The sequence below is a fragment of the Chitinophaga sp. genome, from assembly GCF_039596135.1.
GTDB lineage: Bacteria > Bacteroidota > Bacteroidia > Chitinophagales > Chitinophagaceae > Chitinophaga.
The window spans coordinates 19,249-33,328 of record NZ_JBCNKH010000062.1 but is presented as its reverse complement, the minus strand read 5'-3'; the positions used below and the strand labels follow the sequence as shown (position 1 = coordinate 33,328).

Annotated in this window: 8 protein-coding genes; 5 read left to right on the top strand and 3 right to left on the bottom strand. The window is 46.0% G+C overall.

Going from position 1 to position 14,080, the window contains the following annotated elements:
* From ABDW16_RS25115 to ABDW16_RS25105, 3 genes are all read right to left on the bottom strand, one after another.
* A partial coding sequence (locus ABDW16_RS25115; protein WP_343673597.1) for a hypothetical protein occupies nt 1-951 on the bottom strand: 951 nt, incomplete at its 3' end.
* Nucleotides 952-1,056: 105 nt separating this feature from the next.
* Nucleotides 1,057-2,949: an AAA domain-containing protein gene (locus ABDW16_RS25110; protein WP_343673596.1), complete on the bottom strand. Its 1,893-nt coding sequence runs from the start codon at nt 2,947-2,949 to the stop codon at nt 1,057-1,059.
* Between the two features lie 26 nt (nt 2,950-2,975).
* Nucleotides 2,976-3,365 (bottom strand): VOC family protein, encoded by a 390-nt coding sequence (locus tag ABDW16_RS25105; RefSeq protein WP_343673595.1) that lies wholly within the window; start codon nt 3,363-3,365, stop codon nt 2,976-2,978.
* Between the two features lie 120 nt (nt 3,366-3,485).
* Between ABDW16_RS25105 and ABDW16_RS25100 the strand changes: the two genes are divergently transcribed.
* From ABDW16_RS25100 to ABDW16_RS25080, 5 genes are all read left to right on the top strand, one after another.
* Nucleotides 3,486-4,214: a DUF6348 family protein gene (locus ABDW16_RS25100; RefSeq protein ID WP_343673594.1), complete on the top strand. Its 729-nt coding sequence runs from the start codon at nt 3,486-3,488 to the stop codon at nt 4,212-4,214.
* A 471-nt stretch (nt 4,215-4,685) separates the two neighbouring features.
* Complete coding sequence (locus ABDW16_RS25095) at nt 4,686-6,083, top strand: family 43 glycosylhydrolase (protein ID WP_343673592.1); 1,398 nt, start codon at nt 4,686-4,688, stop codon at nt 6,081-6,083.
* Nucleotides 6,084-6,095: 12 nt separating this feature from the next.
* Nucleotides 6,096-9,167: a TonB-dependent receptor gene (locus ABDW16_RS25090; protein WP_343673590.1), complete on the top strand. Its 3,072-nt coding sequence runs from the start codon at nt 6,096-6,098 to the stop codon at nt 9,165-9,167.
* Nucleotides 9,168-9,171: 4 nt separating this feature from the next.
* On the top strand, nt 9,172-10,935 hold the full coding sequence (locus tag ABDW16_RS25085; RefSeq protein ID WP_343673589.1) for a RagB/SusD family nutrient uptake outer membrane protein: 1,764 nt from the start codon (nt 9,172-9,174) through the stop codon (nt 10,933-10,935).
* Between the two features lie 27 nt (nt 10,936-10,962).
* A complete protein-coding gene (locus ABDW16_RS25080; protein ID WP_343673588.1) occupies nt 10,963-14,070 on the top strand; it encodes a TonB-dependent receptor in 3,108 nt (1,035 codons plus the stop codon).
* The last annotated feature ends 10 nt before the right edge of the window (nt 14,071-14,080 follow it).

Here is a 14,080-nt window from a genome sequence, read left to right as displayed (position 1 = left end):
GGCATGGCACATATCTCCGCTAAAACCGCTGTTCTTCTTAATTTTGATCACCGCACCCAGGGTATCCTGGGTAGTATTCAGACCTACACAGGTCAGTTCTTCAAAGCTTACATCAGCCTGTCCTACTGGTTGACAAATGATCTTTGAGATAGCGCTGATATCGACTTTCAGTTTTTGAATCTCTGCCAGGTCATAACCCCCGGCAGCTTTATAGAGTTGGGTGCCGTTGCTGATCTTCGCTACAATAGACGGATAGAACGTACGGTGATCAGGTACCTGTGCACGTTTGTATGTGGCATACAATTGCTCTAAAGGTGGCACAGGGGGAACAGGGGGTAAATCGACTGTTGCCTGCAGGTCGATATTCGCGAGAAAGTCTGGTTTCTCCTTCACATTCAGTGCAGTGAAGATATCATTCCAGATGATGAACTTTCTGCGGGGAAGTTGAATATGTACGTCTTTGACATTACCATAGTATGGCTTGTCATTCGGATCAGCAGAGGGAACGCTGTTCCATGATAATACCGCTCTCACAGTTGGGATCACAGCCTGGTTGCAGGCAAGGAAACGGCGGTATTTCTCATCATTGATGTACAGGAAGGTCATGTACTTCAGCGGGTGTTGCGGACCAGGAGGTAGGTTAGAAATATCAGCTACCTTAAAGCTGGTGTAGCCCATATCCTGGAAACCGCTGCCATCTTTGAAGTCTACAAAGAAGCGTACATATTCTTTAGAGCCATTGGTACAGAGACCGCCGCTGTAGCCGGCGGCCTGCTTGATGCTTACAATTGCTTCCAGCTTGCCTTTGGAAGGATTGTAGCCCACACAGGAAAGCTCTTCCCATGTAGTAATGCTGTTGGTGATAGCAGCCTGTGTGAACGACTGCAATAAAAAGGTCTGACGGGTAAAGAGTTGCTCCTCAGACAGACCAGGGATTTTCAGATTTTCCATGACGTTTTTTTTGGGGTGACTAAATTCTACTTTGTTGTGGTGAAACAAAGGTAGACACCCCCAAAAAAACCGCCTAGCGTATTAATACCTGATTTGAACAGGTAGTTATGCCATATATTCCCATGCGCTTTGATATGCATTCTTACCTTCTGCATAAGCTATAAAGTCGGCATAGAAAGGCAGCTGAGACAGCGTAGCACTATCGCCAATCACCACCAGTTTCTTCCTGGCCCTTGTCATAGCCACATTCATACGCCTGATGTCAGAGAGGAAGCCGATCTTGCTGTCATTATTACTTCTCGTCATACTGATATAGACAATATCTCTTTCCTGCCCCTGAAAGCTATCGATTGTATTCACGGAAATCCTGTCTCCGAAAGGCTGTAGCTCAGGTGAATGCTCCAATTGTTCTTTCAACAGCTGGATCTGTTGTTTATAAGGAGAGATGATGGCAATACTGGGGAAATCCGCAGGTTGGTAATGTGTATTCAATGTATCTACAAACTGCGAGAGGTGTTTAAAAAGGAACGCGGCTTCTTCCGGATTGGTCGTACTGGTGCCTTCTGTCTGTTCATCAAATCCACACCCCGCTGTATCTACAAAAGACAAAGGACTATCTGCAGAAAAGAGGAGGTGTTCGGCTACTGAATTATGTGCCTTCAGTTTATCGTTATAGAAGATAGAAGATGAATACCCCATGATGGTAGCATGCATGCGGTACTGTTCTTCCAGCAATACCACTGCTTCCGGATGCAATGTTGTACACTTTTCCAGCAATGTATGTGCAAGACCGTTACGAGCCGCTTCATCTGATTTGATAGTAGGAGAGAGCTGGCAATGGTCACCTGCCAGTACTACTTTTTCTGCTTTCAGGATCGGAATCCAGCACGCAGGTTCCAGTGCCTGTCCGGCTTCATCTATTACCACGGTATGGTATTTCAGTTGCTTCACGGTATAGTGGTTAGCACCAACTAAAGTCGCCGTGATCACCTGTGCTTTATTAATCAGGTCTTCGGCAATATATGACTCTGTGTTTTCTACGGCTTTCATAATATTACGCGCTTCATCGAAGAGGGCTTTGCGCTGTTCGCGTTCCGCCTTTCCAAAATTCCGCTTGTACTTATGCGCCATGTCCCTGAACTCATTCGCCTGTTTGCGCAGGCGTTTCACTTCTTTCATGCTACTGTGTTCAGACATTTTGCTATCGAGGGTGAGCGACATGAGTTTTTCGGATACTCTTGCCGGGTTACCCACACGCAGTACGTTCATGCCTTCGTCAGAAAGTTTTTCACTTAGCAGGTCTACCGCAGTATTGCTGGGCGCCACCACAAGAATTTGTTTACGGTCCTGCGCATACAAAGCTTTAATAGCTTGTACCAGGGTAGTCGTTTTGCCGGTACCCGGAGGACCATGTACAATGGCCAGTTCATTGGCAGCCAGTATTTTGTTCACCGCATCCTGTTGGGAAGCATTGAGCCGGGGATGGGTAAAACGGGGGAGTTCATTATTAAAGGTAGGTGCCTTTTCACCAGTCAGGATTTGTACCAGCGTATTTTTATCGGCCCCTGATGCCTGTTTTAAGGCATTTTGCATCTCGTCGTAGCTATTGGTATCAAAAGACAGGTCGATGCCTAATTTCCCGTCATCTGCCCATTCAGGGAGCTCATCGGTGCGTAAGGCGATTTTCAGGCGGTTCCCGCTCTGGTAAGAGATGGTCCCTTCTATATTATCTTTCCTGGGATCGTGGTTAGAAAACAGCACGGCAGAGGCGCCAAAACGCAGCTGGTGTGCAATATCCTGGTGGGTAGTCCGCTCTACTTCGACGGTCAGGTAGTCGCCGCGGCTCATTTCCGTCCCCCTGATGGCAATAGGATACCAGGTGAGACCATTGGCCCGGCGTTCGGCTACAGATGTCTTTTCCGTAAGTGAAATATACGACTGGCGATCTTCTTCTCTTTCAATCTTCAGCAGATCCAGCAGCTTTTTAAAATAATCCATGGGCGCAAAGGTACGCCTTTCAGACATTACATACCTTTCTCCGGCGATTCGATCACTGAGAGAATATTACCTGCAGGATCCTCAAACCAGGCGATCAATGGCCCGCCACCTCTGAAAATACCTTTGTCATCTGTTTTGATCTCGCCGCCATACTGAATAAACCGGATTCCCTTACTGCTCAGTTCATCTACCGCCTGGTCAATATTATCTACCGGGAAATTCAATACTGTATAAGAAGCAGGGGAGTGGGTAGCCTTAGGATATACCAGTACTTTCGAGTCATTGTTGATGTGCAGCTCCATCACACCCATAGGCCCGTCCGTCACCTCCATCCCAAGTTTATCCTGGTAAAAAGATTTCGCTTTTTGAATATCATTGACCGAAAATCCACTGAAGGCTTTATTGGTTAATATCATAACGATGGGGTTTTATTGAAATAACAATTTAAGCATATTCCGCCACCGGGCCATGCACCAGCCACTGCAATTAATAGCCGGAAATTTAATAAGTTTGTCGAAACTAACCTACAAACCCGCATGGAAACTAATGTACTTGTACCCACTCTGGCAACCCATCTTGCAACCGCTATTCAGTCATTTGATTTTGAAGCCCCAGTTACCCTCACTATCGAAGCTGTAAACGATACCGTTCATATACGGGAACTAGAGCTCGAAATTGTCTGTGACATATTAGGTATTCAGGAACACGGTAATGATATCAGGGTATATCACCTGTCTTTTTTGATCCGCCTCAGGGGAGACAATATTATGTACGAAGAAATGGCTGCCATCGGCACCGAGCCCGAAGAATCTATGTCACAGGGAGCCTACGTCTTTTTTCGCGGTTTCCTCACTGGTTTCTTCCAATGCCTGTTAGGCTACTATGAACCTGTATATGAGCTCAAAAACACTGCCGGCGACGAGTTTCATCTCAACTACAGTCACCTCCAGGTACAGGGCGCCTTTATGGATGATATGGAAGAACACAAAGACAATACCTTCCCCGACATTCTTTATCCTGCTATCAAAGAAGTATTTGAAAGAGAAATCACTGACCCCGGTCATGATTACAAAGATTTTTACTGGATTAAAATTTACCTGAGCAGACAACCAGGTGGTACATTCATCGGCGAATGCCGCTTCGATAACAACATCTGGGATTATGCACTCAATGAACTCGTTGAGTACGATTACAAACTATGGAAAGAAACGGATCGTTTCCTGGGTAAGAAGCAATTCATTTTTATCCGCAGATGCCCTAAATAACATGACGAATCTCACATTAGCGGCCTTGAATAGGCCGCTTAAAAAATTATTAATTGTTTCTTTGACAATTAAAGTAATTCCACTACATTTGTTTCATATTACTACTAGTTCCACCTATGTGACACGTTTATGAAACTAAGTATTGTTATACCAGCAGAGCGAACATTTGCAATTGTAGGTTCGTACCGAAGAAAATTCCCGGAATGAAATCACTGCAGCGATACAGTCCTTTCACTCTAATTTACAATAGCTAATAATGTCCAAAACTTTCAGGGGGATACCGGAAGCGTGAATACTATTTTACGGCACAACAAAGAAGGACATTGTTACAACATTTTCAATAAAACTGGGTTTGCCGGTCAGCGCAAACAGTGAACACTAATCGGTATAAGCACTGATACATCACGCCTTTATAAAGGCGTCAGGGGATTCGTATGCGTTTTTATTTCTTATCAATCTAAATTGTTTTTTATGAAAAAACGATGGTGGCAATTTATTGTCACAATTACGCTATCAGCATTTGCACTGGTATCCTGCCAGAAATGGGACAAATGGGACCCAGCCTCCGGCAACCAGACCTATGTAGCTCCCCCGGTAGTGGTGGATGCAGCCTATTCCAATGTATCTGAACCGACGATAGAGAAAGAGAATGGCGTATATTATATCATCTCATCCAACGATTCAATGGATGTATTTTCATATCAACCAGGATTGATACTACGTACTACCAGCGATCTCGTAAACATGCAGATGGCAGACAATACTGCTTATATTCTGAATGATATTGTACCAACCCGCAAAAAAAATCTACTGGCGCTTGATGCAACTGTCGATACCACTAAAGTGACTATCCGTGAGCCTTTCCTTTTTAAAAAAGATGGTACTTACTACCTGTACTATTCCGTCAGTGCGGGTAGTGGTACCTCTTTAATTGGTTGTGCGACCACCACTTCGCTCGCAGACAACGAATGGACTGACAAAGGCATCGTACTAAGCTCTACATCATCTTCTACTACCGGTATGGCAGCCTGCCCTTCTGTAATACAACACGATGGCAGTATATATATGGTTTATGGCAATGCCGGTATTTATATTATTCAACTCGCATCTGATGCAATCACACCGCAAGGTTCAGCAACTGTCCTGATCAGCAACACCACTGCTTCTTCTCCTTCTATGGTTTACTACAATGGCTACTATCATTTATTCTTTAGCTCTTATGGTATGACGGTGAACCATGGTGCATCTGCCTCACCTACCGGTTCCTTCACTGACTTCACAGGTTATCCGAGTGGGGACCTGAACTACAGGATCCTTACTCCATACAAGATTGGTAACGGTACACAGTGGACACTCACCACCGGTTGCAACGTATGGCAGGATCCGGATGATAGCAACTGGTATGTAGTACACGAAGCAGCCAATAGTCTGCACATCCGCTCCATGCACTGGATCGATCCGGCAAAGGTAACGTCCAACTTTGTCAATGGTGTAAAATTTCCCATTGCTACATTCAGCCCTGAACGTTATACCACCGTTGAAAATACTTCATTCACCACAGCAAATATGATCGGTACATGGTACTTTGGCACACTCTGGATTATCACCAGCGGTTACAATGCCATTCCCGGCGCCACTATGGTCTTTGCTGAAGATGGTACCTATACCGACGGCGGCAATGGCGGCACCTGGTCTTATGATGAAACCACACATATCCTCACCTTACATAGCTTAAGCTGGAACGAATACCTTTCCCTGTATGTGAACTATGCCTCTGACTGGGATAATAGTAACAGTGCTGTACTGGTAGCTGCCGGCGCGGATATGTATTCATGGTACGGCGGCTGCTGGATGCAACATTCACTTTAATTGTATTTAACTATGAAAGGAACACTATTCATCATACTCTTGTTGTGTTTAGCAGTACAGGCAGGTATGGCTCAAACCCTGTCTGTACACGGCGTGGTAAGAGATTCAAAAGGCACCGGCATCCCCGGCGCTACCATCATGGAAAAGGGGACCTCAAACGGTATCTCTTCAGATAATGAAGGACATTTTAAATTGAACGTAAAGCCTGGTGCTACCCTGTTGATAAGTGCCATGGGCTTCACCGCAAAAGAAATCCCCGTAAACGGACAAACAACTTTCACCATCGCACTGAGCGATAAGAACGAAGAACTGAATGAAGTGGTCGTAGTGGGTTATGGCGTGCAGAAGAAAGAAAGTGTCGTCGGCGCTATCGCTACCCTCAATTCAAAGGAATTATTAAAATCATCTTCTCCCAATATCTCACAGGCCATTGCTGGTAAACTGCCTGGTGTATTCACCGCACAGGGCTCCGGCGCACCAGGTAGTGATGATGCAAGTATCTATATCAGGGGGCAGGCTTCCTTTGCAGGTACCAACCAGCCATTGGTGCTGGTAGATGGGGTAGAACGTAAATTTGCCCAGATCGCACCAGATGATATCGAAAGCATGTCTGTACTGAAAGATGCCTCTGCTACTGCTGTATACGGTGTACGTGGTGCAAACGGTGTGATCCTCATCACCACCAAGCGCGGTATGGAACAAAAGCCTGTTGTGAGCCTCACACTCAGTACACAGATCCAGTCTCCCACCCGTAAAGATAAATACCTCAACTCCTACGAATCTGTAAAGCTGCTGAATGAGGCACTTACAAACGACGGACTTACAGCGCAATACAACGATGCTGACCTGGAAATGTACAGGAAATCTGTAGATGGACAATTGACTTCTACTGAAGCACAGTTGTATCCAAATGTAGACTGGTACAGCGAAGTATTGAACAAAACAGCACCGGCACAGCGTTACAATGTAAACATACAGGGTGGTACCAAACGCCTTCGTTACTTTACCTCCCTGGAGTATTACGATCAGGACGGTTTATACAAAGATCTCACGAACAGTTCTTCTTACACACAAAGCTCCAATGCCGCTTTCAAGCGTTACGGCTTCCGTGCGAACTTAGACTTTTCCCTGACTTCTACTACAAACCTGGGCGTGAACTTCGGTACCCGTTTCGAAGAGCGTAATGGCCCGAATGTAACAGAGAATTCCACCACCAAATACAATGAGATCTTTTATGAATTAAATCATACTCCCGGCTGGTTATTCCCTGTACAATACGATAATGGCTATTATGGCGGTAACTCACAGCACCAGAACAACATCGTTGCCAAACTGGCCAGAGGCGGTTTCTACAGAGATAACAACACCATCAACGAAACTAACTTTACCCTCAACCAAAAACTGGATTTCATTACCAAAGGGTTATCCTTCAAAGGTATGGCCTCATTTGACTATGAGACTTACTATGACAGGCGCTTTGGCGCAGGCTTCGCTACCTACGAACTCATAGATCGTACAAACCCGGATGTGACTGACAGTTATACCCGCTATAATGAAGATGAAGAACTGACCTATTCCGGCAATACCCAGACAGCCACCATGAAACTATACATGGAATATGGTCTGAACTACACCCGCGATATTGGTAAGCACAAAGTAACAGGGCTGGTACTTTATAACCAGAACGACTACCGTTACCAGGCAGACCTGGCCAGGCGTTACCAGGGTGTGGTAGGGCGTATTACCTATGCGTACGATAACCGTTTCATGGGTGAGTTCAACGCCGGTTACAACGGTTCTGAAAACTTTAGAAAGTACCATCGCTTTGGCTTCTTCCCATCTGCATCTGTAGGTTGGATGATCTCCAACGAATCTTTCCTGAAAGACCAGGGCAAATGGCTGGATCACCTGAAGATTCGCGCTTCCTATGGTGAAGTGGGGAATGATAAATACACAGTGAATGGTACAGACATCCGCTTCCTCTATGTAGAGTCCTGGTCATGGTACAACAATGTATACTACACCGGCGATGGTAATTACCACACGGGTATCTATGAAGGACAATATCCTAATAAAAATGTGACCTGGGAAAGAGCAAAGAAATACAACCTCGGTTTTGAATCCGGTTTTTACAAAGACCTCTTTTCCCTGGATGTAGACCTCTTCACAGAGCACAGGCAGAATATCCTCACTTCTTACCTCTCCGTACCTGAATACTATGGTGTAAGCATTGCAGCAGGCAACCTGGGCAAAACAGAGAACAAAGGTTTTGAAATAGCACTCAGGCACCATAACAAAATCGGTAAACTGGACTATACCGCCGGTGTCAACTTCACCCACGCGAAGAATAAAATTCTTGCGATGGATGAACCAGCTGGCAAACCAGCTTATCGCAGGAACACCGGTTATTCTATCGGGCAGTTTTACGGACTTGTAAGCGAAGGTTTCATTACACAATCTGATATTGATAGTAAGAAATTACCAACGTCTACATTTACCAGCGAGGTAAAACCCGGCGACCTGAAATACAAAGACATGAATGGAGATGGGTATATCGATGAAAACGATGTGACCCAGATCGGCTACAACACTGTACCGGAAAATACCTTCAGTGCATCTGTAGGGCTGAACTACAAAGGCTGGTCTTTCAGCATGATGTTCCAGGGTGTAGGTAAGGTAAGCCGCTACTACGATGAAGAAGCCCTCTTCGCATTTGTAGATGGTGGTAAAGTAAGAGAAGAACACCTGCAGCGTTGGGATCCATCCAAATCTGAGGACTACAACCTGGCACATGCCCGGTATCCTTTACTGCACTATGATGATAAAGGCAATCACAACCAGCGCCTGAGCACCTTCTTCCTGAAATCAGGCCGGTTCGTAAGGTTGAAAAATATAGAACTCGGCTACTCCCTGCCACGCGCACTCACGCAGCGCTGGTATATGTCAGACTGCCGCTTTTATGTCAATGCCAACAACCTGTTTACATGGGATGACCTGAATGGTTTGGTAGATCCGGAGAGCTCTATTTCCAATGCATATCCCATCATGAAATCTGTGAATGTAGGTGTAAACGTTAAATTCTAAAGCCATGCGATTGAAGCATATCATCATCACTTTAGCCGGCTGTGTTACCATACTCACAGCTTGTGAAAAGAGTAAGTTCCTCGACAAAACGCCCAGTGGTGAGCTCACCTCAGACCAGGTGTGGTCCAGCTGGACGAATACTGTGTACTACTACAACGATACATACAACTTTTTACGGAATGGCCAGGCCAGGATTACGGATGCCTGGATGGACGAAGCTACTGACCTGGCAGAAGCCAGCCGCTCTGCCTGTGGTACCCGTACCAGTTTCAATATAGGCGACTTCTATGCCACCGGTGGTGAACCTGAAATACTCGATACCTGGGCAACCTACTACCGCGGTATCCGCAAGGTGAATCTCTTCATGGAGCACATTGACAGCGTACCACTTGGTACAGAAGTATCCGAAGCTACCGGCGAAGCTGCCAGAAGCAGGATGAAAGCAGAGATGCGTTTCTTCCGTGCTTACTTCTACTGGGAACTCTGCCTGCGTTATGGTGCCATTCCAATCATCGATTCATCTATCGATCCTGACGCATCCCTCTCTACCATTTTAGCAAAATATCAGCGTCCTGCATCTATAAAGACATGTTTTGAATGGATTATGTCTGAGCTGAATGATTGCTATGCAGACCTGACCAGTGACAATGATGTATCTACTTCCGACCTGGGGCTGATCACAAAAGGCGCAGACCTCGCACTGATGGCAAGAATCAAACTCTACCTCGCGAGTCCATATTACCAGGACCTCGGTCTATATAGCTGGCAGGATGCTGCCGATGCCGCCAAACTGTTTATCGACAACTTTGGCAATGGTGCCCGCTACTCCTTATTTCAATATACCAGCAACTATGTGACTGCCTACCAGGATGCCATCAATACAAGAGTGGTGAGTGGTAACAAGGAGGTAGTCTTCTGGCGCAATGATGCTGCCGGCAACTGGTGGCAGAATGAATCTCCTGTAGGTTACGGTGGTTATGGTGGTCTATGTCCCAGCCAAACGCTGGTAGACATGTATGATATGGCAAATGGTGAATCTCCTTTTGCACAATACGATGCTACCGGTGCACCGGTATATGATGCCAGTGGTAATCCTGCAGTGAATACAGCCTCCGGCTACAGCGAGCAGGATCCTTACGCCAACAGGGATCCACGCTTTTATGCTACCATTTTGTACCATGGTGCACAATGGTGGTCAAGAGCAGTAGATGTATCCACTGGTGGTACGGACAATCCGGCTGGTAACGCCTATGCCACACCAACCGGCTACTACAACAGAAAATTTCATGATGATAGCCAGACAGATTACCTGGATGACAGCAAGACCATGTATCGCAACTGGATCTTCATTCGCTATGCCGAAGTATTGCTAGACTATGCTGAAGCTATCAATGAGGCACAGGGACCTACTGCCGAAGCATTCAATGCCCTGCAGCAGCTGAGAAACAGGATCGGTATGCCCGCACAGCTCTCTGCACGCACTGACCTGCAATCACAATCAGCACTCAGAAATTTCATTCATAAAGAAAGGACGATCGAACTGGCATTCGAAGATCACCGCTGGTGGGATGTACGCCGCTGGAAAGTAGCCAGCCAGGCGATAGGCAGACCACTATATGGTATCACTATCACCAAAGCCACTGACGGTACACTCACCTATGCCCGCAAAGTAGCCCAGAGCCGCGTGTTCCAGGATAGGTTCTACCTGTACCCTATCCCAACAGAAGAAATCTGGAAAACAGGATGGAGTAATAACACCGGCTGGTGATTGAGTTAACTTTTAATTAAATGAGCAATGTGTAAACTACATAAATTTAATCTTTGGAGTGTATTAATACTGCTCCTGTTTCATACGGCGGCCTTCTCCCAAACGCTGAAGGGACGGGTGGTGAACAAGGACGGGCAACCGATCAAAGGTGCAGTGGTGAATGTGAGTGAACAGAGTCGTATCGCCGTTTCTAACATCGATGGTTACTTTGACCTGAAAAAGGTAAAGCCCATGGATCTGCTCTATATCACCTGCGAAGAATATAAAGACACCACCGCCATAGCAGATTTTGATAAACTCACCAAAATTGTACTGGAACCACAAACGGATATCTATACAGCTACCATCGCAGTGCCTTTTGGCAGAACACAAAAGAAGTATACCGTCAATAGTGCCTCTACCGTATATGGCGAAGAACTGGTAAAACATCCGGTAACTGTATTACAGAATGCATTTACCGCTACCGTTACCGGCGTGGAAACTTACGAAAGCAACTCTGAACCAGGATGGTCTGAATCAGCATTGTATATACGTGGTATCCGTACTACGAATACTTCTGCCAGGTCTCCGCTCATCATCGTAGATGATATGGAAAGAGACCTTTCTTTCTTAGACGCTTATCCTATCGAGACCATCACTATCCTGAAAGATGCAGCCGCTACCGCTATCTATGGGATGCGCGGCGCAAATGGGGTGGTACTGGTAACTACCAAACGTGGCAAAGCCGGTAAAACCAATATTAACTTTACACAGGAATTCGGTTATCAGACACCCTCCGGTATCCCTGAAAGCCAGAACTCTTACAACTATGCCCTGACTTACAACCAGGCCCGTTACCTCGACGGACTGGAAGCTGCTTACACCGACGAAGACATTCAGCACTACAAGGAAGTAAGCGAAGGTCACCTGGCAGAAGAATACAAATACAGATATTTCAATACCAACTGGAACAAGGTACTGCTGCGCGATCTGGCACCACAGAATCGTACCAACCTGACCGTAAGTGGTGGCAATAAGTCAGTACGTTACTACGTATCATTCTCCTACCTGCGCCAGGAAGGGATGTACGATAAGAAATGGACAGAATGGAACAACGGTTACAGCACCCAGCATAAACTGAACAGGTATAACCTGCGTTCCAATATCGATATTGATGTGAACAAAGTATTGAGCGTGTCACTGGATCTGGGTGGTCGTATAGATGTTATCAATCAACCACTGGCCAGCACCTGGACCATCTTTACATGGGGTACTACAGAAAACCTGCCTATTTATCCCGTATTTACACCCACAGGACAATGGTATGCACCCAGTTCAAACTCATCTAAAAATGCTGCGGCACTGGTGGCACAAACAGGCATAGACTATAACCGTCGTAGAAACCTCTATACCAACGTGAGTGCTAACCTGGATCTCGGATTCCTTACACGCGGCCTGAAAGCAAAGGCGATCATAGGTTTTGACTCCTACAATACTTTCGAGTATACACAGAGCCAAAGCTATGACGCCTTTGACTATGGATTCAGCTCCGGGGTTTATACCGATCCTACCTCTTATACTTACACCCGTACCAAAACGGCTCAGTCACTGGCCGATGCAGTGACCAACCCGAGACAGATGTATTATAACATCAATGCGATCGGTATGATCACCTATGAACGCATATTTGGTAAGCATGCAGTGAGTGGACAGGCTATGATGCGTACTTACAAAAATGTGGTAGAAGGTTATAACTCTTCTAACCGCTTCCTCACTTATGGTGGTATCCTTAACTATGTGTATAACAAAAAGTATATTGCACAGGCAGTGGCTTCCTACCAGGGGAATGACAACTTTGCACCGAACAACAGGTATGGATTCTTCCCCGGTTTATCACTGGGCTGGTTACTGTCAGAAGAAAATTTCCTGCGGAAGTCCGGTTTCGATCTCCTGAAACTAAGAGCGTCTGCCGGTCGTTCCGGTCAGTCTACGATCGGTACCAGCCGTTATCCATACCAGAGTACTTATTCCAGTGGCAGTGGTTATAACTACGGTACCTCTCAGTCTTATCTCCAGGGGGTATATGCTTCCAGCACCGGTAACCCTGACATACAGTGGGAAGTATCCGATATGGTAAATGGTGGTATCGACTTCGATTTTCACAAGCGCCTGTTGTATGGTGCTGTGGATGTGTTTCATGAATGGCGTTCTAAAATCTTAGTTACGCCATCTACAGTACCTGCATTGTTTGGTGCCACCGTGCCACAGGCATCTACAGGTAAGACAGAAACAGAAGGTTTTGAAATCAGCCTCGGTCATGCAGGTCATGTAGGCCAGGTAAATTACAATATAGAAGGTAACCTGACCTGGAACAGGAACAAGATCATCTACATCGACGAAGTAACTCCTGCCGAAGCCTATCAGGCTAAAACCGGCCAGCGCATCGATCGGCCACAGGTATTGATACGGAAACAATGGGCATCCGACGAAAGCAAGATCCCTACCTCTGCTGCCGATGCATTGGCGAATCCTGACAAGTACCCGTATGTAGCGAATACCAAACTGGGTAATGCCGTATACGTAGACCAGAATGGTGATGGCGCTATCGATTCAAAAGACATGGTACCTTATGGCTATGGCTCTATTCCCGAAATGATCCCTTCTGTGAAATTGGGTGTTGAATGGAAAGGCTTCGATGCAAGAGTGATTATGACCGCTTACCTGAACAGGACCGTAGCTACCCGCGAGAACATGGACTATGGCTTTGGCTGGGGCGGCACCAGTACACACGAAGTGACTAAGACATGGGGTTACTATACAGATGATCCGACTGATTCACGTAATATCAACGCCCTGTATCCCCGTCTCTCTACCTCCTTCAGTGATGTGGATCGCAACTACCCTTACAATACCAGCACTGTTTGGTACCGTAATGGCAACTTCCTCTCCCTGCGAAATATCGAAGTAGGCTATACACTGCCTGCGCGTTTACTGGCGAGGTATAGCCTTGAAAAATGCCGTATTTATTTCAGTGGATACAATTTGAAGACATGGAGCCATTTTGATAATGGATTTGATCCGGAAAACCCTACGAACTATCTGTGGGCTTATCCTAAGACTAAAACCTTCTCAATGGGTATTAACATCGGGTTTTAAACTAAAAGAT

Coding starts and splice junctions, on each gene's coding strand:
- ABDW16_RS25095 (WP_343673592.1), top strand. CDS start 4,686: ATGAAAAAACGATGGTGGCAATTTATTGTCACAATTACGCTATCAGCA.
- ABDW16_RS25090 (WP_343673590.1), top strand. CDS start 6,096: ATGAAAGGAACACTATTCATCATACTCTTGTTGTGTTTAGCAGTACAG.
- ABDW16_RS25110 (WP_343673596.1), bottom strand. CDS start 2,949: ATGGATTATTTTAAAAAGCTGCTGGATCTGCTGAAGATTGAAAGAGAA.
- ABDW16_RS25105 (WP_343673595.1), bottom strand. CDS start 3,365: ATGATATTAACCAATAAAGCCTTCAGTGGATTTTCGGTCAATGATATT.
- ABDW16_RS25085 (WP_343673589.1), top strand. CDS start 9,172: ATGCGATTGAAGCATATCATCATCACTTTAGCCGGCTGTGTTACCATA.
- ABDW16_RS25100 (WP_343673594.1), top strand. CDS start 3,486: ATGGAAACTAATGTACTTGTACCCACTCTGGCAACCCATCTTGCAACC.
- ABDW16_RS25080 (WP_343673588.1), top strand. CDS start 10,963: ATGTGTAAACTACATAAATTTAATCTTTGGAGTGTATTAATACTGCTC.